Source organism: Streptomyces sp. NPDC101152 (assembly GCF_044768275.1).
GTDB lineage: Bacteria > Actinomycetota > Actinomycetes > Streptomycetales > Streptomycetaceae > Streptomyces.
The window spans coordinates 24357-43279 of the sequence record NZ_JBIWPO010000022.1; the positions used below are offsets into that span (position 1 = coordinate 24357).

Annotated in this window: 17 protein-coding genes; 9 read left to right on the forward strand and 8 right to left on the reverse strand. The window is 72.5% G+C overall.

Features of this window, described 5'->3' with window-relative positions:
• Positions 1–169 precede the first annotated feature (169 nt).
• From ACIRVK_RS25925 to ACIRVK_RS25955, 7 genes are read left to right on the forward strand one after another with little or no spacing between them, the layout of a single operon-like run.
• Positions 170–640, forward strand: a complete 471-nt coding sequence (locus ACIRVK_RS25925) for a (2Fe-2S)-binding protein (RefSeq protein ID WP_404250966.1) — start codon at positions 170–172, stop codon at positions 638–640.
• Positions 637–2997 carry a xanthine dehydrogenase family protein molybdopterin-binding subunit gene (locus ACIRVK_RS25930; protein ID WP_404250968.1) on the forward strand — a complete coding sequence of 787 codons (2361 nt, stop codon included), beginning with the start codon at positions 637–639 and terminating at the stop codon, positions 2995–2997. Before ACIRVK_RS25925 ends, ACIRVK_RS25930 begins: the two co-directional genes overlap by 4 nt.
• Entirely contained in the window at positions 2994–3848 is an 855-nt protein-coding gene (locus tag ACIRVK_RS25935) for an FAD binding domain-containing protein (protein ID WP_404250970.1), read from the forward strand. The genes ACIRVK_RS25930 and ACIRVK_RS25935 overlap by 4 nt, the downstream gene beginning before the upstream one ends.
• Before the next feature lie 15 nt (positions 3849–3863).
• On the forward strand, positions 3864–4739 hold the full coding sequence (locus ACIRVK_RS25940; protein ID WP_404250972.1) for an AAA family ATPase: 876 nt from the start codon (positions 3864–3866) through the stop codon (positions 4737–4739).
• Entirely contained in the window at positions 4736–5905 is a 1170-nt protein-coding gene (locus ACIRVK_RS25945; protein WP_404250974.1) for a VWA domain-containing protein, read from the forward strand. Before ACIRVK_RS25940 ends, ACIRVK_RS25945 begins: the two co-directional genes overlap by 4 nt.
• Positions 5898–6998 carry an XdhC family protein gene (locus tag ACIRVK_RS25950; protein WP_404250976.1) on the forward strand — a complete coding sequence of 367 codons (1101 nt, stop codon included), beginning with the start codon at positions 5898–5900 and terminating at the stop codon, positions 6996–6998. The genes ACIRVK_RS25945 and ACIRVK_RS25950 overlap by 8 nt, the downstream gene beginning before the upstream one ends.
• Before the next feature lie 18 nt (positions 6999–7016).
• The gene (locus ACIRVK_RS25955; RefSeq protein ID WP_404250978.1) at positions 7017–7619 is read left to right on the forward strand and encodes an SRPBCC family protein; all 603 of its coding nucleotides are present in this window, start codon (positions 7017–7019) and stop codon (positions 7617–7619) included.
• A 9-nt stretch (positions 7620–7628) separates the two neighbouring features.
• Here the strand turns inward: ACIRVK_RS25955 and ACIRVK_RS25960 are convergent, their stop codons facing one another.
• From ACIRVK_RS25960 to ACIRVK_RS25980, 5 genes are all read right to left on the reverse strand, one after another.
• Positions 7629–8543: an aminoglycoside phosphotransferase family protein gene (locus ACIRVK_RS25960; RefSeq protein ID WP_404250980.1), complete on the reverse strand. Its 915-nt coding sequence runs from the start codon at positions 8541–8543 to the stop codon at positions 7629–7631.
• Positions 8544–8756: 213 nt separating this feature from the next.
• Positions 8757–10184 (reverse strand): MFS transporter, encoded by a 1428-nt coding sequence (locus ACIRVK_RS25965; RefSeq protein ID WP_404250982.1) that lies wholly within the window; start codon positions 10182–10184, stop codon positions 8757–8759.
• A gap of 94 nt (positions 10185–10278) precedes the next feature.
• On the reverse strand, positions 10279–10779 hold the full coding sequence (locus tag ACIRVK_RS25970) for a metallophosphoesterase family protein (protein WP_404250984.1): 501 nt from the start codon (positions 10777–10779) through the stop codon (positions 10279–10281).
• 129 nt (positions 10780–10908) lie between these two features.
• Positions 10909–11712: a class I SAM-dependent methyltransferase gene (locus tag ACIRVK_RS25975; protein WP_404250986.1), complete on the reverse strand. Its 804-nt coding sequence runs from the start codon at positions 11710–11712 to the stop codon at positions 10909–10911.
• Positions 11713–11986: 274 nt separating this feature from the next.
• A complete protein-coding gene (locus ACIRVK_RS25980; RefSeq protein ID WP_404250988.1) occupies positions 11987–12166 on the reverse strand; it encodes a hypothetical protein in 180 nt (59 codons plus the stop codon).
• A gap of 152 nt (positions 12167–12318) precedes the next feature.
• Here ACIRVK_RS25980 and ctaD point away from each other — a divergent pair, with 152 nt between their 5' ends.
• Complete coding sequence (gene ctaD, locus ACIRVK_RS25985; protein ID WP_404250989.1) at positions 12319–13986, forward strand: cytochrome c oxidase subunit I; 1668 nt, start codon at positions 12319–12321, stop codon at positions 13984–13986.
• The gene (locus ACIRVK_RS25990) at positions 13983–14384 is read left to right on the forward strand and encodes a cytochrome c oxidase subunit 4 (RefSeq protein WP_404250991.1); all 402 of its coding nucleotides are present in this window, start codon (positions 13983–13985) and stop codon (positions 14382–14384) included. The genes ctaD and ACIRVK_RS25990 overlap by 4 nt, the downstream gene beginning before the upstream one ends.
• On the opposite strand, the gene ACIRVK_RS25995 is transcribed toward ACIRVK_RS25990, so the two are convergent.
• From ACIRVK_RS25995 to ACIRVK_RS26005, 3 genes are all read right to left on the reverse strand, one after another.
• Complete coding sequence (locus ACIRVK_RS25995) at positions 14302–15819, reverse strand: cytochrome bc complex cytochrome b subunit (protein WP_404250993.1); 1518 nt, start codon at positions 15817–15819, stop codon at positions 14302–14304. The genes ACIRVK_RS25990 and ACIRVK_RS25995 overlap by 83 nt on opposite strands.
• Positions 15820–15936: 117 nt before the next feature.
• Complete coding sequence (locus ACIRVK_RS26000; RefSeq protein WP_404250995.1) at positions 15937–16356, reverse strand: CBS domain-containing protein; 420 nt, start codon at positions 16354–16356, stop codon at positions 15937–15939.
• A 92-nt stretch (positions 16357–16448) separates the two neighbouring features.
• Positions 16449–18896: a SpoIIE family protein phosphatase gene (locus tag ACIRVK_RS26005; RefSeq protein ID WP_404251132.1), complete on the reverse strand. Its 2448-nt coding sequence runs from the start codon at positions 18894–18896 to the stop codon at positions 16449–16451.
• Positions 18897–18923 lie beyond the last annotated feature (27 nt).

Consider the following 18923-nt stretch of genomic DNA (forward strand, 5'->3'; position numbering starts at 1 on the left):
GACACCGTCAATACTTCTGACTCATGAGTAAGTTTCAGGATTTCCGGACCCTGATCTTCTGCCCACGACAGCGATGGATTAACGCTCAACGAACCCCGCTCAGCACTCGCCGCCTCCCGCCGACGGTCCTAGAGTGACGTACATCACGCCACGTCTCCTGGGAGGGCACATGACCCGTATCTCGGTGAAAGTGGACGGCACGACGTACCAGGACGAGGTGGAACCCCGCCTGCTGCTGATCCACTACCTGCGTGACCGCCTGGGCCTGACCGGCACCCCGATCGGCTGCGACACCTCGAACTGCGGGGCCTGCACGGTGGACCTGGACGGCGTGAGCGTGAAGAGCTGCTCGGTCCTCGCGGTCCAGGCGGACGGCGGCGAGGTCACCACCGTCCAGGGACTGGCCCGCGACGGCGAGTGGACCGGGCTGCAGAAGGCGTTCCACGAGAAGCACGCCCTGCAGTGCGGTTACTGCACCCCGGGGATGCTGATGGCGGCCCGCGACCTGCTGCGGGAGAACCCCCACCCCTCCTCGGACGACGTGCGGCACGCCCTGGAGGGCAATCTGTGCCGCTGCACCGGCTACCAGAACATCGTGCGGGCCGTGCTGGCCGCCTCCGGACAGGAGGTGTCGGCATGACCGACCAGACCGTCACCTCCGAGGTGGGCCGGGCCCGGCCCCGCAAGGAGGACGCCCGGCTGATCACCGGCCAGACCAACTGGACCGACAACATCAGCGTGGGCGGACTGCTCCACCTGGCGATCCTGCGCAGCCCCATGGCACACGCCCGCATCCAGCGCATCGACGTCTCCCCCGCCCTCGAACGCCCGGGCGTCGTCGCCGCGTTCACCGGGCGCGACCTGGACGGACTCGGCTCACTTCCCTGCGCCTGGCCGGTCACCGAGGACATCGTGCTGCCCGACCACCCGCCGATCGCGGTCGACGAGGTGCGCTATGCGGGCGATCCGGTGGCCGTCGTGGTGGCCCGCGACCGGTACACGGCCGCCGACGCCCTGGAGGCGATCGAGGTCGACTACGAGCCGCTGCCCCCGGTGCTCGACCTGGAGGCCGCGCTCGCCGAGGGCGCCCCGCTGGTCCACTCCGACAAGGGCACCAACCGCTCCTACGTCTGGCCGCTGAAGACCGGCGAGGACTTCGCGACCGTACGGCAGCGCGCCGAGGTCACGCTCAAGCGCCGGTACGTGCACCAGCGCCTGATCCCCAACGCGATGGAGCCTCGCGCGGTCGTCGTCAGCCCGCTCGCCGCGTCCGGCGAGTACACCCTGTACTCGGCCACGCAGATCCCGCACATCCTGCGGATCATGCTGGCGGTCGTCACCGGGATCCCCGAGCACAAGCTGCGCGTGATCGCGCCCGACGTGGGCGGCGGCTTCGGCTCCAAGCTCCAGGTCTACGGCGAGGAGGCCATCGCCCTCGCCGTCGCACGGCGCACCGGCCGCCCGGTGAAGTGGACGGAGTCCCGCTCCGAGGGGTACCTCGCCACCCACCACGGGCGCGGCATGATCCAGGACCTCGAGATCGCCGCGACGCGCGACGGCAGGCTCCTCGGCCTCAAGGTCGACCTGCTGGCCGACATGGGCGCCTACCTGATGCTCGTCACCCCGGGCATCCCGATCCTGGGCGCGTTCATGTACCCGGCGATCTACAAGATGGACTCCTACGACTTCACCTGCACCGGCGTCTTCACCACCCGCACGCCCACCGACGCCTACCGCGGCGCCGGCCGCCCCGAGGCCACCTACGCCATCGAGCGGATCATGGACGAGCTGGCGGCCGAACTGGACATGGACCCGGTGGAGTTGCGGCGCCGGAACTGGATCGGGCACGAGGAGTTCCCGTACACCACGATCGCGGGGCTGACCTACGACAGCGGCAACTACGAGGCGGCAACCGGCAAGGCGATGGCGCTGTTCGAGTACGACAAGCTGCGCGCCGAGCAGGCCGACCGCAACGCGCGCGGGGACACCGTCCGGCTGGGCATCGGTGTCTCGACGTACACCGAGATGTGCGGGCTCGCCCCGAGCCGGGTGCTGCGCGATCTGCGGTACGCGGCCGGCGGCTGGGAGGCGGCGGCCATCCGGATGCTGCCCACCGGCAAGGTCGAGGTGGTCACCGGCACCAGCCCGCACGGGCAGGGCCATGTCACCTCCTGGAGCCAGATCGCGGCGGACGTGCTCGGGGTGCCCTTCGAGGACGTCGAGGTCGTGCACGGCGACACCAAGGCCGCTCCGCAGGGCATGGACACCTACGGTTCGCGGTCCCTGGCCGTGGGCGGCGTGGCCGTGCACCACGCGGCGCACAAGGTGGTGTCCAAGGCCCGGAAGATCGCGGCGCACCTGCTGGAGGCGAGCGAACAGGACCTGGACTTCGCGGACGGCGTCTTCTCCGTGAAGGGCTCCCCCGAGGCGCGCAAGACGATCCAGGAGGTCGCCTTCGAGACGTTCACCTCGCACGACCTGCCGGACGGCATGGAGCCCACCATCAACGCCGAGCACCTGGTCGACCCGGACAACTTCTCCTACCCGCACGGCACCCACCTGTGCGCGGTCGAGGTCGACACCGAGACCGGGCGGACGCACATCAGGTCGTACGTCTGCGTCGACGACGTCGGCCGGGTGATCAACCCGATGATCGTCGAGGGCCAGGTGCACGGCGGGCTCGCGCAGGGCATCGCGCAGGCCCTGTACGAGGAGGCCGTCTACGACGACGAGGGCAACCTGGTCACCGGCACGATGGCCGACTACCTGGTGCCGTCGGCGGCGGACCTGCCCGACTTCGTGACCGAGCGGACCCAGACGCCGGCGACGTCGAACCCCCTGGGCGTGAAGGGGGTCGGCGAGGCGGGGACCATCGCGTCCACGCCGGCGGTGGTCAACGCGATCGTCGACGCCCTGCGGCCGCTGGGCGTGCACGACGTGCGGATGCCCTGCACTCCCGAGCGGGTGTGGCGAGCGGTGAGGGAGGCCCGGTCATGATTCCTCCGGCGTTCGAGTACGCCCGTCCGGCCACCGTCGACGAGGCGGTGCGCACCCTCGCCGAGGCCGGCGAGGAGGCGAAGGTGCTGGCCGGCGGGCAGAGTCTGCTGCCGCTGCTGAGGCTGCGGCTGGCCTTCCCCGAGCTGGTCGTGGACGTGGGCCGCATCCCTGAGCTGCGCGGGGTGCGCGAGGACGGCGACACGCTGGTCATCGGCGCGATGACCACCCACCACGACGTCGTCACCAGCCCGCTGGTGCGCCGGCACGCGGGGTTGCTGGCGGCCGCCACGGCGACGGTCGCGGATCCCGCCGTACGGCACCGGGGCACCCTGGGCGGCTCCCTGGCGCACGCCGATCCGGCCGGGGACCTGCCCGCGGTGATCCTGGCGCTGGGCGGCGAACTGGTCGCGCAGGGACCGCGCGGGCGGCGCACCATCGCGGCCGGCGACTTCTTCGTGGACTATCTGCAGTCCGCCCTCGAACCCGACGAGCTCCTGGTCGAGGTGCGGCTGCCGAAGGCGGACGGCTGGGGGTTCCACTACGAGAAGTTCCACCCGGTGGCGCAGTCCTGGGCCACGGTCGGCGTGGCCGCACTGGTGCGGCGCGACGACGGGCACATCGCCGAGGCCCGCATCGGCCTGACCAACATGGGCGCGACCCCGCTCAGGGCCTCCGCGGCCGAGGAGGCGCTGACCGGTGCCGGGGACCCGCAGGCGGTGGCGCGGGCGGCTCAGTCGGCGGCGCAGGGCACCCGGCCGTCGCAGGACACCGCGGCCTCGCCCGAGTACCGGGAGCACCTGGCCCGCGTCCTCACCCGGCGCGCCGTACTGACCGCCGCCGCGATGGGGTGAGCGGCGATCGGTGAGATGAGCGGTCCGCAGCAGGTGCGGGCCCGTCTGGAGGCGACGGGGTATCTCGTCGACGACGGACTGGCCCTCGCCTGCTTCCTGGCCCTGCGGCTGCACCGGCCGATCTTCTGCGAGGGGGACGCCGGCGTCGGCAAGACCGCCCTCGCGTCGGCCCTCGCCGAGGCGCTGGACGCCCCGCTGATCCGGCTGCAGTGCCACGAGGGCATCGACGCCTCGCAGGCCCTGTACGACTGGGACTTCCCCCGTCAGCTGCTGCACCTGCGGGCCGCCGAGGCGGCCGGGGTGCGGGACGCCGAGCGGCTGGAGAGCGAGCTGTACGACCGACGCTTCCTGGTCGCCCGGCCGCTGCTGAAGGCGCTGGAGACCACTCCGTCGGTGCTGCTGGTGGACGAGATCGACCGGGCGGACGACGAGTTCGAGGCGTTCCTGCTGGAGTTGCTGTCGGAGTTCTCGGTGACCATTCCGGAGCTGGGCACGCTGCGTGCCGAGGTGCCTCCGGTGGTCGTGCTGACCTCCAACCGCACCCGTGAGGTGCACGACGCGCTCAAGCGGCGGTGCCTGTACCACTGGTTCGACCATCCCGGCTTCGCCCGTGAGCTCGCGATCGTGCGGCGGCGGTTGCCCGGTGTCTCGGCCCGGCTGGCGGAGCAGGTGACCGCGCTGGTGCAGGCGTTGCGCTCGCAGGACCTGCTCAAACCGCCGGGCGTCGCCGAGACGATCGACTGGGCGCAGGCGCTGGACGCGCTGGGCGCGACCGAGGTGGACGCGGAGCTGGCGGTGGCGACCCTGGGCTCGGTGCTGAAGTACCGGGAGGACGCCGAGCGGGCGCGGGGCCTGGATCTGACGGCGGTGCTCGCGGCCCGGGGGGCGTGAGGACCGTGGACGGCGCGGACGGCGGACACGGGCCCGGGGCCGACGCCGCCCTCCTCGGCTTCGCCCGCGCCCTGCGGGCCGCCGGTGTCGACGCCGGCGCCGAGCGCGTGCACACGTTCCTGCGCGCGGTGGACGAGCTCGGGCCCGGGATGCGGGCGGACGTGTACTGGGCAGGGCGTCTGACGCTGTGCGGTGGGCACGACGACCTGGAGCGCTACGAACGGGTCTTCGCCGCCTACTTCGGTGACGCACCCCGCGCCCGGCGGACGGCGCCCGCCGCTCCCCCGCCCCGGCTGCGGCTGGTGGTACGCAGCGGCCCCGCGCCCGGTACGTCCGCGCGCGACGAGCGTCACGACGCCCCGCCCACCGCCGCCCTCGCCAGTTCCACCGAGGTTCTGCGCCATCGCGACGTCGCCGAGCTGGACTCCGCCGACCGGGAGCAACTGCGCCGTCTGCTGGCCGCGTTCACCCTGCCCGGCGAGACAAGACGCAGCGCGCGGCGGCGGCCCGCCCGCCGCGGGGAGGTCGATCCGCACCGGACCGTGCGGGAGCTGCTGCGGCGCGGCGGGGAACCGGCGCGGCTGCGCCGGCACCGCCGGGCCGAGCGGCCCCGGCGGGTCGTGCTGCTCGTCGATGTCAGCGGGTCGATGGCGCCGTACGCGGACGCCCTGCTGCGGTTCGCGCACGCCGCCGCGCGAGGCGGCCGTACGGAGGTCTTCACGGTCGGCACCCGGCTGACCCGGGTGACCCGCGAGCTGTCCCACCGGGACCCCGACCTGGCGATGACCGCGCTCGCCGAGGCGGTGCCCGACTGGCGCGGGGGTACCCGGCTCGGGGAGCTGCTGCGCGACTTCCTGGACCGCTGGGGGCAGCGGGGCATGGCCCGCGGCGCGGTCGTGGTGCTGCTGTCGGACGGCTGGGAGCGGGGCGATCCGGAGCTGCTGGGCGCCCAGATGCGCCGACTGCACCGGCTGGCGCACCGGGTGATCTGGGCCAACCCGCGCAAGGCGCGCCCCGGTTACGCGCCGCTCGCGGCAGGGATGGCGGCGGCGCTGCCGAGCGTGGACGCGTTCATCGAAGGGCACAGCATGGCGGCCCTGGAGCGACTCGCGGCGGTGGTACGAGGGGCCGAGCCGGCCCCGAGGGAAGGAGCGGGCCGTGCGTGACATCCTGCCGACGCTGAGCCAGTGGTACACGGCGCGGGTCCCCTTCGGACTCGCGACGGTCGTCGCAGTGAGCCGCAGCGCGCCCCGCGATCCGGGCGCCGCCATGGCGGTCGGGCCGGGTGACGAGGTCGTGGGCAGTGTGTCCGGCGGCTGCGTGGAAGGCGCGGTGTTCGAGCTGGCCAAGGAGGTCGTGGAGAGCGGCGAGGCACGGCTGGAGACGTTCGGGTACAGCGACGAGGACGCGTTCGCCGTCGGGCTGACCTGCGGCGGCGAGATCACCCTGCTGGTGCGTCCGGTGACACACGAGAGCGACCCGGGGTTCGCGGCCGTGGCCGAGTCCGTCGCGGTGGGCCGCCCGGTGACCCTGGCGACGGTGACGGACGGGCCCGCCGCCGTCGGCGCGACGCTCGCCGTCTGGCCGCAGGAGGTCGTCGGCACCCTGGGGTCGACGGGCCTGGACGTGGCCGTCACCGCCGACGCGCGCGGCGAACTCGCCCTCGGAGCCACGGGGTTGCGGCACTACGGCCCGCACGGCGAACGCCGCGAGGACACCGTCACCGTCTTCCTGCACTCCTTCGCCCCGCCGCCGCGCATGCTGGTCTTCGGCGCCATCGACTACGCGGCCGCGGTCGCCCGCGTCGGCAGCTTCCTCGGCTACCGGGTCACGGTCTGCGACGCCCGCCCGGTGTTCGCCACCCCCAAACGCTTCCCGGACGCCGTCGAGGTGATCGTCGACTGGCCGCACCGCTACCTGCGCGGCACCGACACCGACGAACGCACCGTCATCTGCGTCCTCACCCACGACCCCAAGTTCGACGTGCCGCTGCTGGAGGAGGCGCTGCGCCGGCCGGCCGCCTACATCGGCGCGATGGGCAGCCGCCGTACCCACGACGACCGGATGAAGCGCCTGGTCGACGCCGGGCTCACCGAGGCCGAGCTGGCCCGGCTGCGCTCGCCGGTCGGCCTCGACCTCGGGGCACGTACGCCCGAGGAGGTCGCCGTGTCCGTCGCCGCCGAGATCGTCGCCCTGCGCTGGGGCGGCACCGGTACCCCGCTCACCGCGACCGGCGGGGCCATCCACCCGTCGACGTGACGCCCGTTGGAGGAAGTCATGGAACTGCACCACGAGTTCACCGTGCCGGTCCCCGTCGACGACGCCTGGCGGACGCTCCTCGACATCGAACGGGTCGCGCCGTGCATGCCCGGGGCGACCGTCGAGGAGTACGACGGCAAGACCGTCACCGGCTCGGTGAAGGTGAAGGTCGGCCCGATCAGCGTGACCTACCGGGGCACCGCCGTCTTCGAGGAGCAGGACGAGGCGGCGCACCGCATGGTACTGATCGCGAGCGGCCGGGAGACGCGCGGTCAGGGCACCGCCCGCGCCACGGTGACCGGCACGCTGAGCGAGCAGGACGGCGGCACGGCCGTGTCCGTGCGCACCGACCTCACGGTGACCGGGCGTCCGGCGCAGTTCGGGCGGGGTGTGATGGCGGAGGTGGGCGACCGGATCGTCGGCCAGTTCGCGCAGTGCCTGTCGGAGGAGATCGCTGAGCCCGCCGCGCCGGCGGCCGAGGAGCAGCCGGAGACGGAGCCTCTCGACCTGTTCCGCACGGCCGGGGTGCCGGTGGCCAAGCGGGCGGCCGTCGGGCTCGCCTCGGTCGGATTGATCGTCCTGGCGTTGCTGGGCGTACGGCGTCGCCGGCGGCGGCACTGATGCCCGGCGTCAGCCGCCCTCGCTGCGGTGGTCGTCGATGATCTGCTCCAGGTGGTGCAGGGCCGCGCTGATCCGGGCCGGGTGGTCCCGGAAGTAGGGGTCGTCCGGCACCGGGAGGGAACCGGCGAGCGCCCAGCCGCGGCCCCGTGCCCAGGTCGCGTCGTCGGCGCCGACCGCCTCGCGGAAGGCGTCCCGCGCGCGTGCGGGCAGGAACTTCCAGGCGGGCACCAGGTCCACCGCAGGGTCGGCCACGGCCAGCGTGCCGAAGTCGATCACGGCACTGAGCCTGCCGTCGCTGGTGAGGAGGTTTCCCGCGTCGAGATCACCGTGGATCCACACCGGCGGCCGGTGCCAGGCGGGCGCGGCGAGGGCCGCCTCCCACACCTCTCTCAGCGCGTCGGTGTCCACGAGGCCCGTCCCGCGCAACGCCTCGATCTTGGACAGGACACGGGTCTCAGCGGCGATGGAGTCGCGCGGATCGCCCAGGGGGACACCGCGGAAGGCGTTGCTCTGCTGAGGGCCGGGGCCGCCTGTCGCGTCGACGGCCTGGAGCGCGGCGATGAATCCCCCGAGGTCGACGGCGGTTTGGACCGGGTCGCCCAGGGCCTGGGGGGTCGCGGTGGTGCCGTCGAGCCAGCGGTAGACGGACCAGGGGTGGGGGTAGCCCTCGCCGGGCTCGCCCTTGGCGAGCGGCTCGGAGACGGGCAGGGGCAGGTGCGGGGCGAGGTGGGACAGCCAGCGGTGCTCACGGTCGACCTGGCCGGCCCAGTGGGCGTAGCGCGGCAGACGGACGGACAGGTGGTCACCGAGCCGGAAGGTGGCGTTGTCCATGCCCGACTGCGGCACCGGTGCGACGGGGAGGTCGGCCCATTGCGGGAACTGGGTGGCGAGCAGACGGCGTACGAGCGTTTCGTCGATCAGCACGTGGACCAGTTCACCGGGCCGACGGGCGCGGATCCACCGAATTTCCCCGTGTGAGCAGGGCCGAGCGGGGTAGGCACCGCACAACGGAGGCATCGACGCCTCCATGGCACAGCACTTCTGCGGGAAGGAGGTCCGTGACAGCGCATCATCGCAGCGCCCGGGCCGCTTCCCAGAGCCTGAAGCGGCCCGGCCTTCTGTCGGACGCTGCCAGGGTCACCGTTCGCCGCCCGGGAGCAGCGCCCCCGGGAGCATGACCAGCGCCAGGACCGCGGCGGCCGCGTACAGGCCCGCGGCCCCCAGCGCCACGGTGTGGAAACCCCGCACGAAACGCTCCCCCCCGCCGGGCTGCCCGGCGACCGCGCCGGCGACCGCGATACCTATCGCGCCGCCGGTCTGACGTGCGGTGTTGTTCATCGCGGAGGCCAGCCCGGCGCGCTCGCCGGGCACGGCGGCGATGGCCGCGGCGACGACCGCGGGCGTCAGGAAGCCCATGCCGATGCCCCACAGCAGGAACGCCGGCAGCAGGGCCGGGTAGTCCGAGTGCGTCCCGGCGCGAGCCAGCAGGGCCAGGCCCGCCGCGGCCACGAGCAGTCCCGCCGCGGCCGGCAGACGGGCACCGGTCCGGCTGGTGACGCGGCCCCCGAAGGGCGCGATGACCGCGAGCGGGGCGAACAGCGGGATCACCGCCAGGCCGGCGAGCAGGGGCGAGTGGTGCTGGACCGACTGCAGGAACAGCATCAGCACGAACAGGGTGCCGAGGGTGCCCAGGTTCATGACGCCGGCCGCCACGTTCGCCGCGTCGAAGGCCGGTCGGCGCAGCAGCGGTACGGGCAGCATCGCGTCGTCCCCACGGCGCAGTTCCGCCACGGCCAGCGCCGGCACGGCGAGGACGGCCACCGCTGCCGCGGCGATCACCTGCGGGGCGCCGGCGCCCGAACGGCCGCCCTCGATGAAGGCGTACGTCGTCGCCAGCAGGAGCAGACTGCCGAGCAGCAGGCCGGGCAGGTCGAGGCGGCGGGCCTGTTTCTCCCTGCTCTCCCGGACGACCGCCGCGGCCCACACCAGGGCCACCAGCACGATCGGCACGTTGAGCAGGAAGATCGCCCGCCAGCCGAAGGCGTCGGTGAGCGCGCCGCCGAGCAGCGGGCCCGCGGGCAGGGCCAGGCTGCCGATGCCCGCCCAGACGCCGATCGCCCGGGCCCGGGCCGCGTCGTCGGGGAAGGCCCGGCTGATGATGGCCAGAGTGCCCGGCAGCAGCAGCGCCGCGCCGATGCCCTGCACCGCCCGGGCGGCGACCAGCACGGACACACCGGGGGCGAGCCCGCAGGCCAGTGAGCCGGCACCGAAGACGACCAGTCCGCCGAGCACCACTCTGCGATGTCCGTAGAGGTCGCCCGCCGACCCGCTGGTCAGCATGAGGGAGGCGAGGGCCAGCGCGTACCCGTCGACGACCCACTGCAGACCGCCGACGTCCGTGCCCAGACCCGAGCCGATACTCGGCAGGGCGACGTTGACGATGGTGACGTCGAGCAGCACCAGGAAGTACCCGGCGCACATGACGACGAGGACGGTGCGCGGCGAGCCCGCGTGCCGGGCCGGGTCCACCGCGCGTCGTAGAAGCGTTACCGGTGTGGCAGCCATGATCCAGTCGTACCAGAGGGGTCTGACAGTGCCTCTTCACGCCTTGCTCGGCAGTGCTGCCGGGTGCCCTTCGCCACCGCGCCGAAACCGCCCGTCACCGCGGCGGCAGGCGGTGCAGCTCCACATCGGTGAGCCGCCCGTCGGCGGCCGTCGCGGTCAGGTAGGTGCAGTGGGGCTGGCGACGGCGGTCGGTCGGGGACCCGGGGTTGAGCAGGCGCAGGCCGCCGGGGGCGGCGGTGTCCCACGGGATGTGGCTGTGCCCGAAGACCAGCACGTCGAGGTCCGGGAACCGGGCCGCGCAGCGTGTCTCGCGGCCCTGCGCGGGTCCCGTCTCGTGCACGACGCCGAAGCGCAGGCCGCCGATCTCGGCGCGCGCCACCTCGGGCAGCCGCGCGCGCAGCTCGGGCCCGTCGTTGTTGCCGTACACGCCGATCAGACGACGGCTGCGGCCTGCCAGCAGGTCGAGGGTGGCGGTGTCGACCCAGTCGCCGGCGTGGAACACGACGTCGGCACGCGGGATCTCGGCGAGCAGCGCGGCGGGCAGCGCCTTGGCCCGCTTGGGCAGATGGGTGTCGGCCATGAGCAGGAGACGCACGCGAGCAGCGTAGACGGCCGGTTCACCTCGGCGGGCCGGCCCACGCCGGGCAGCCGCAGGCCGCTGACGACATGAAACTGCCCTCGGGCCCGGCATCGGCCGGGCCCAAGGGCAGTCCGTTCCGCGGCTTCAGCGGCTCGCGCTGAGGCCTTCCAGCGCCGAGCGCAGGGGCTCCCAGCCACGCGAGCGGCTCAGACCACGGTTGCGGGCACGTACCAGCGGACCCCAGAAGTCGGCACCCACCAGCGTCTCCGGCTTGACCGCCTTCACCCGCTCCAGGATGGCCTCGGGCACCTTCTGCGGGTCGGGCACCTTGAACTCGGTCATGATCTCGTCGTACTTGTCCTGCAGCACCGTGCTGGTGTGGTCCGCGCCGAAGACGACCAGCTGCCCGGTGGGCTGGGTGTCCACGAGGACGGTCACCAGCTCGGGGCGGTAGCGGTTCAGGATCTCGACGAGCTTGTACACGTCGCCGGTCCACGCGTCGGTGTGCCGGTCGCGGGCCGCCTCGTCGATGCTGCGCGGCAGCATGTCGTCGAAGACGATGACGCTGGACCAGTCCGAGTGCTTCTCGACGTTGATGAAGTCACGCAGCGCGAACTCCATCAGGTGCATGCCGTCGATGAAGGACAGGTCGAGGGACGTGCGCCTCCAGTACCCGATCGGGCTGCGACCACGGCGCAGGTTGCGCACGGGGTGGCGGCCGCCGCGCAGGTGGACCAGCGGGTTCTCGCGGGCGAAGAAGTCGTCACTGGTGGCCTTGACCAGGTGCACGTCGCACTTGATCTCGGTGACCACCTTGAACGCGGGGTCGATCGCGACGCTGGGGACGCGCGACAGCGCGAGACTGCGGCCGTCGTTTACTCCGATCTCCAGGTAGTTGCGGTTGGCGGTGGCCTTGTGCAGCTCCCGCAGGAACTCATGGCGTTTCACGAAGGGGACTCCTCGCGGATCCGGACTGGTGCTGCGTGCACAGGGGCGCCGACCCCGCTCCAGGTCGGGCAGCCCGCGCCGCCGACGATCCCCAGCGCTCGCGGCGGTGTTCCGGGGCGATCATCGTGGCGTCGAACCTACCTCTGTGAACGCTGTGAGCCAAGCGGTTCACCCAATCATGTCCAGCTCTGGGACACTCCTTGGCCACCTCATGTAGATCGGCTCGCCATGTAGGACGGACGTCACGGGTCCGCGGTTGCCTGCGAAGGCGGACTCAGTCCTCGCCCCGCACGATGTTGCCCTCCGGGCCCGCCTGCTGCGTCCGGGACGTCTCCCCGTCGAGGACGGCCGGGAGGCAGGTGCGCACCACACCCTTGCCACGCAGGCGCCGGGCCTTGGACCAGCCGGTCTCTGGTCGGCGGATCACGAGCTTCTCACTGGTGTGCGACGTCACGGCGGTTCATCTTCCTTCTGCGTCAGTGCCTGGGCACCGGGTCCCCGGCGCCGGTGGGGCCAAACGCCACGCTGACGGCCCACAGCCAGGCGTGGCGCGGATGCGGTGCCTTGTCACGGCGGTAGCGTCGCCGCGGCCCGTGGAGGAGGACGATGACGGAACTTTCGGAACATGTCGCCCAGGAGGACAGATCCGGGGGCACCACGCTCGGCGCCGCACTGCTGCGCTGGACCTCGACGACCGATCACAAGGTGATCGGTCGCCTGTACATGGTCACGGGTTTCTCCTTCTTCCTGTTCGCCGGGCTGCTGGCGATGGCCATGCGGGCTGAACTGGCCCGGCCCGGGCTGCAGTTCATGAACGAGCAGACCTACAACCAGCTCTTCACGATCCACGGCACCATCATGATGCTGCTGTTCGCGACGCCGATGTTCGCCGGGTTCGCGAACGCGGTGATGCCGTTGCAGATCGGCGCCCCGGACGTGGCGTTCCCGCGCCTGAACGCCCTGTCGTACTGGATGTACCTGTTCGGTGGCCTGATGGTGGTCTCCGGGTTCGTGGTGCCCGGCGGGGCCGCGGCCTTCGGCTGGTTCGCGTACGCGCCCCTCAACAGCGCCTACCACTCCCCCGGCGCGGGCGGTGACCTGTGGGTGATGGGCCTGGTGGTGACGGGTGTGTCGACGACCCTGGGCGCGGTCAACTTCATCGCGACCATCCTGTGCCTGCGGGCTCCGGGCATGACGATGTTCCGGATGCCGATCTTCACCTGGAACGTGCTGTTCACGTCGATCCTGGTGCTGCCCGCGTTCCCGGTCCTGACGGCCGCGCTCCTCTGCCTGGAGGCGGACCGGAAGTTCGGGGCGCACATCTTCGACGCGACGAACGGCGGGGCACTGCTGTGGCAGCACCTGTTCTGGTTCTTCGGGCATCCCGAGGTGTACATCGTGGCGCTGCCGTTCTTCGGGATCATCTCGGAGATCATCCCGGTGTTCTCCCGCAAGCCGCTGTTCGGCTATCTGCCGATGATCGGCGCGACCATCGCGATCACCATGCTGTCGGCGGTGGTGTGGGCACACCACATGTTCGCCACCGGCGCGGTGCTGCTGCCGTTCTTCTCAGTGATGTCGTTCCTGATCGCGGTGCCCACGGGCCTGAAGTTCTTCGCGTGGATCGGCACCATGCGCGGCGGCTCGCTGTCGTTCGAGACGCCGATGCTGTGGTCGTTCGGCTTCCTGGTGTCGTTCCTGCTGGGTGGTCTGAGCGGGGTGCTCATCGCATCGCCGCCGCTCGACTTCCATCTGACCGACACCTACTTCATCGTGGCGCACCTGCACTACGTCCTGTTCGGCACCGTGGTCTTCGCGATGTTCGCCGGGTTCTACTTCTGGTGGCCGAAGTTCACCGGCAAGATGCTCGACGAGCGGCTGGGCAAGGTGCACTTCTGGCTGCTGTTCCCGGCCTTCCAGCTGACCTTCCTGGTGCAGCACTGGCTGGGCGAGGCGGGCATGCCGCGCCGGTACGCCGACTACCTGCCGACGGACGGCTTCACCCTGCTCAACACCCTGTCCTCCGCCGGCGCGTTCCTGCTGGGCGTCTCCACCCTGCCGTTCCTGTACAACGTGTGGCGCACGGCCCGGCACGGGCGGCCGGTGACCGTGGACGACCCCTGGGGCTACGGGCGGGGTCTTGAGTGGGCGACGGCGTGCCCGCCGCCGCGGCACAACTTCGTGGCGCTGCCGCGGGTGCGCTCGGAGTCGCCGGCGTTCGACGCGCACCATCCCGCGATCGTGCGGTGGGCGAGCGAGGAGGGGCTGCGGTGAAGACCGAGTCGGTGTTCTTCGGGGGCGTGGCGGTGTTCTTCGCGGGCGCCGCCGGGCTGTACGGCTGGTGGGCGCGGGAGCCGGCCGGGTCCGCGGTGCTCGTCGTCGCGTTCCTCATGGCCGCGCTGATCTCCTTCTTCACGGCCGTGCAGTACCGCCGCAAGGGGCTCCGCCCGCAGGACCGGACGGACGCCGAGGTCGCCGACGGCGCCGGTCCCCTCGAGTTCTTCCCGCCCGACAGCCGGTGGCCGATCGTCACCGCGCTCGGCTTCGCGCTGACCGCCACGGGTGTGGTCTTCGGACTGTGGCTGTTCCTCATCGGCGGCGTGGTGCTGGCCCGGGGTGTTGCGGGTTTCGTGTTCCAGTACGTGAATCGAGGTGTGGGTCCCGAGGAGTGAGCGAAGCTCTCGGCGCTCCGGGCCGGAAGTCCGTGACCGGGTGGTGCTCGCTCTCGTATCCCCCTTCCAGGCCCTGCCGCACCTCGCCGCTCTCGACGCCCTCCAGGAGGCGTTCCTGCTCGGCGTCGGTGAGGGCGTGGCACACCCGCCGGGTCAGCAGACAGCCCGCGACGGGCGCCAGCACGAGGGCGATGCGCAGGATCCACGTCAGGGTGTTGACGGAGATACGGAAGGTCTGCGCCACGACGTCGTTGCCGCCGGCCAGCAGCAGAACGCCGAAGAAGGTGATGCCGGCGACGCCCAGCGCCGTGCGCACGGGACGGTCCCTGGGGCGGTCGCACAGGTGCCGTTCCTGGTGCCACTCGCCGGTCAGGCGCTGCTCGACGAACGGGTAGACGTACAGGACGAGGAAGAGCAGGCCGGGCAGGACGACCGCCGGGAGCAGGACGTTCCACATCAGGGTGTGGCCCCAGAGGTTGGTCTCCCACGGCGGCACGAGCCGGAGCGCGCCCTCCAGGAAGCCGACGTACCAGTCGGGCTGGGAGCCGGTCGAGGCCTGGTCGGGGCGGTAGGGGCCGTAGGTCCACACGGGGTTGATCTGGGCGAGGCCGCCGAGCAGGACCAGCACGCCGAAGACGGTGAACGTCAGGCCTCCCGAGGAGGCCGAGAACTGCGGGTACATGGGTTTGCCGACGGCGTTGCCGTTGGTGCGGCCCGGTCCGCGCCACTGGGTGTGCTTGAGGTGGAAGACCAGGATCAGGTGCACGGTGACCAGGCCGATCAGCGCGCCCGGCAGCAGGAGGATGTGCAGGGGGTAGAGGCGGCTGACGATCTCCTGCCCGGGGTACTGGCCGCCGAAGACGAACAGCGCCAGGTAGGTCCCCACGACGGGGATCGACAGCATGATGCCCTGGGCGATGCGCAGCCCCGTGCCGGACAGGAGGTCGTCGGGGAGCGAGTAGCCGGCGAAGCCCTCGGCGAGGGCGAGCACGAACAGCGTCAGGCCGATGATCCAGTTGACCTCGCGCGGGCGACGGAAGGCTCCGGTGAAGAAGATCCGCAGCAGGTGCAGACCGATCGCGGCGACGAAGACGAGGGCCGCCCAGTGGTGCGCCTGCCGCATGAGCAGGCCGCCGCGGATGTCGAAGCTGATGTGCAGGGTGGAGTCGAAGGCCGCGGACATCCGTACGCCCCGCAGCGGCACGTACGAGCCGCCGTAGACCACCTCGCGCATCTCCGGGTGGAAGAAGAACGTGAGCCACACGCCGGTCAGCACCAGGACGAGGAGACTGTAGAGGGCGATCTCGCCCAGCAGGAAGGACCAGTGCTCGGGGAACGCCTTGCGCAGCAGGGCGCCGCCGCCGTCCAGGACGGGCAGGCGGGCGTCGGCGGCGTCGGCCAGCCGCTCCCCCGGATGTCTCCTCGACCGCTCCACGCCCGACCGCCTCCCTGCTCCGCACCGGCGTGGTGTCCATCCCACGCGCAGGCGGTGCCGAGTACCGGGGGGGCGGAAAACACCCGTGGGTGTCGTGCGGAGCCCCCGTTCGGGTGATCAGTCGTTGGGCTTGGCGGCGCTGATGTCCCCGAGGGCGGACTCGGGGTCGCGTTCCATGGCGGCGTCGCCGAGGGAGACGATGCCGACGGGCCGGCCGTGGTCGACCACGGGAACGCGGCGTACGGCGTGTTCGCGCATCAGGCGGATGGCACGGTCGAGGTCGTCGTCGGGGGCCACGGTGACCAGGTCGTCGCTGCAGGCGCCGGCCACGGTGGTCTGCTCGAGGTCGCCGCCCTCGGCGAGCGCGCGGACCACCAGGTCGCGGTCGGTGACCAGGCCGCGCAGCCGGTCGCCGTCGGTGACCAGGACGGCTCCGAGGTCGCGGTCGCGCATGAGGCGGGCCACGGCGGTGACGGAGGTCTGCGGCTCGACGGTGACCGGGTCGGCGGTCATGATGTCGCTGACGTGCTGGGGCATGGGGTACCTCTCCTTCGCCCGGTACGTGTGTCCGGGCGGCGGGCGGGTCGCCGCCGTCCGCGCCCCGGGTACCCCGCACGCGGTGGCCGACGTCAGGGACGGGCGAGGGGCACTTCGGCCCACACCTGCTTGCCGCCGCTGACCGGTACGGCCCCCCAGGTGTCCGACATCGCCTCGACCAGCAGGATGCCGCGTCCGCCGGTGGCCTCCCAGCCGATGCTGGTGGGTTTGACGGGCGTGCGCGGCGAGGAGTCGGCGACGGACACCCGCAGCCGGTTGTCGAGCAGCGTGAGGTCGAGGCGGACCTGGCCGTCGGTGTGCACGAGGGCGTTGGTGACGAGTTCGGAGACGACGAGGAGCGCCGCGTCCGTGTCGTCCCGCTCCACGCCCCAGGCGCGCATGGTGCGGCGGGTGAAGCGGCGCGCGTGCCCGACGGCCTCGGGGACGCGCCACACCGTCCAGCTCTCGCGCAGCGGCCGCAGGGCCATGCCGTCGTAGCGCAGCAGGAGCAGGGCGATGTCGTCGTTGCGCTGGGCGTTGTCGAGCAGCGCGTCGGCGACCAGGCTGAGCCGGCCGGGATCGGCGACGGCCAGATCGTCGGCGAGCCGGTCGATGCCGACGTCGATGTCGGCGTCGGCGGACTCGACGAGGCCGTCGGTGGTCAGGGCGATCACCGTGCCGGGACGCAGGCGCAGCACGCTCAGCGGGAAGTCGGCCTGGCGCACCACGCCGAGCGGCGGCCCCACGTCGGTGTCGGGGACCTCGGTGGTGCCGTCCGGGTGGCGCACCACTGGGGGCAGGTGGCCCGCGCGGACGTACCAGGCGGAGCCCTCCTCCATGTCGACGTCCACGTAGCAGCAGGTGGCGAAGAGGTCGGTCTCCATGTCGGTGAGCAGCCGGTTGGCGTGCGAGACGACGACGTCCGGCGGGTGTCCCTCCACGGCGTAGGCGCGCAGCGCGGTGCGCATCTGGCCCATGAGGGTGGCGGCGGCCGTGCTGTGGCCCTGGACGTCGCCGATGATCAGGGCCACGTGGTTGTCGGGCAGCGGGATGACGTCGTACCAGTCGCCGCCGACCTCGAGCCCGGCGGTGGCCGGCAGATAGCGGGCCACGGCGACCGCGCCGGGCAGCTTGGGCAGCCGGCGCGGGAGCAGCTGGCGCTGGAGCATGCCGACGAGTTCGTGCTCGGCGTCGAAGGCGTGGGCGCGCATCAGGGCCTGTCCGGCGAGGCCGGCGGAGGCGGTGAGCAGGGCGCGTTCGTCGGGGCCGAAGTCGTGCGGGGAGTCCCAGCCGATCAGGCAGGCGCCGGCCATGCGGTTGCCGGCTGGCAGCGGCAGCACGGCGAGGCCTCCGGGGCCGACCTCGGCGAGCGCGGGTTCCAGCGCGGTGCCCGCGGGCCAGATGTGGGCGCGGCCCGCGCGCAGGGCGGAGGCGAGGGTGGGCATGGCGCGCACCGGCGCGTCGGGCCACTCGCTGCGCCACTCCATGCGCCACAGCTCCGGCCAGGACTCCTGATCGGGTGGGTCCAGGACGGTCACGATGAGCCGATCGCCCTCCAGCTCGGCCAGCGCGATCCGGTCGGCGCGCAGCGGCTTGCGCAGGGCGGAGACCACGGCCTGGCTGACGTCGCGGACGGTGCCGGCGGTGGCGAGCGCGGCGGCCAGCCGCTGGACGCGGGTCACGTCGGTGACGTCCGAGCGCAGCGTGGAGGCGTCGGCCACGGAGCCGACGAGCTGGGCCGGCCGGCCCTCGCCGCCCGGCAGCAGACGCCCACGCAGCCGCAGCCACTTCGGCGGCCCCGAGGGCTGCAGGACGCGGAACTCCAGCTCCCGGTCGCCGATGGACATGTGGTCGGCCTCCACCACCGACATCAGCGAGGGCAGGTCCTCGGGCACGGTCAGGCCCAGCAGGGTCTCGACCCGGCCGTCGAACTCGTGGCGGGTGAGGCCGAACAGCTCCAGGATGTCGTCGCCGACCTCGACGCGGCCGGTGTCCATGGCGAGGCTGAAGGTACCCGTCGTCAGGTCGCCGCCCTCGGCGGGCCGGGCGGGGGCGGGCGGGCCGACGGCGTCGGAGATCAGCTCCAGGCACTTGCGGTCGTCGGTGTCGAAGCCCTCGAGCCGCTCGCTCACGGCCAGCAGACAGCCGCCGCCGTCCCCGCGCACGGGCAGCACCGCCAGGAAGAAGTCCCCGGCGGGCGTCCGCCGCGCGCGGGCGTCGGCCGCGAGTTCCCGGGGTCCGAGCCAGACCGCGCTGCCCGTGCGGTGCGCGTCCGCCACCGGGGAGTGGCTGGCGCGGGGATAGCTGTCGCGCAACCCGAACAGGGTCCTCGGCACTCCCGCCGACTCGGCCAGGCACAGGGCGTCGCCGTCCTGGCCGGGCGTGTACACGGCGGCGAAGGACGCACCGGCGAAGACGAGCACCTGTTCCAGGACGCGGCGCGTGCGTTCGGCCGAGTCAGGACCGGTGGTGAGCGCTTTCAGGGCGGCCTCGGCACGCAGCGTCCTCGTCCTCCGTCCCTCGCTGCCCTCACTGACCACGTCCGTAATTACAGCGCGTATGAGGCG

Excerpts from the sequence above, each read along its gene's own strand:
- ACIRVK_RS25940 (WP_404250972.1), top strand. The coding sequence starts at position 3,864 with ATGAGCGGTCCGCAGCAGGTGCGGGCCCGTCTGGAGGCGACGGGGTAT.
- ACIRVK_RS26000 (WP_404250995.1), bottom strand. The coding sequence starts at position 16,356 with ATGCCCCAGCACGTCAGCGACATCATGACCGCCGACCCGGTCACCGTC.
- ACIRVK_RS25930 (WP_404250968.1), top strand. The coding sequence starts at position 637 with ATGACCGACCAGACCGTCACCTCCGAGGTGGGCCGGGCCCGGCCCCGC.
- ctaD (WP_404250989.1), top strand. The coding sequence starts at position 12,319 with ATGACGGAACTTTCGGAACATGTCGCCCAGGAGGACAGATCCGGGGGC.
- ACIRVK_RS25965 (WP_404250982.1), bottom strand. The coding sequence starts at position 10,184 with ATGGCTGCCACACCGGTAACGCTTCTACGACGCGCGGTGGACCCGGCC.
- ACIRVK_RS25925 (WP_404250966.1), top strand. The coding sequence starts at position 170 with ATGACCCGTATCTCGGTGAAAGTGGACGGCACGACGTACCAGGACGAG.
- ACIRVK_RS25955 (WP_404250978.1), top strand. The coding sequence starts at position 7,017 with ATGGAACTGCACCACGAGTTCACCGTGCCGGTCCCCGTCGACGACGCC.
- ACIRVK_RS25935 (WP_404250970.1), top strand. The coding sequence starts at position 2,994 with ATGATTCCTCCGGCGTTCGAGTACGCCCGTCCGGCCACCGTCGACGAG.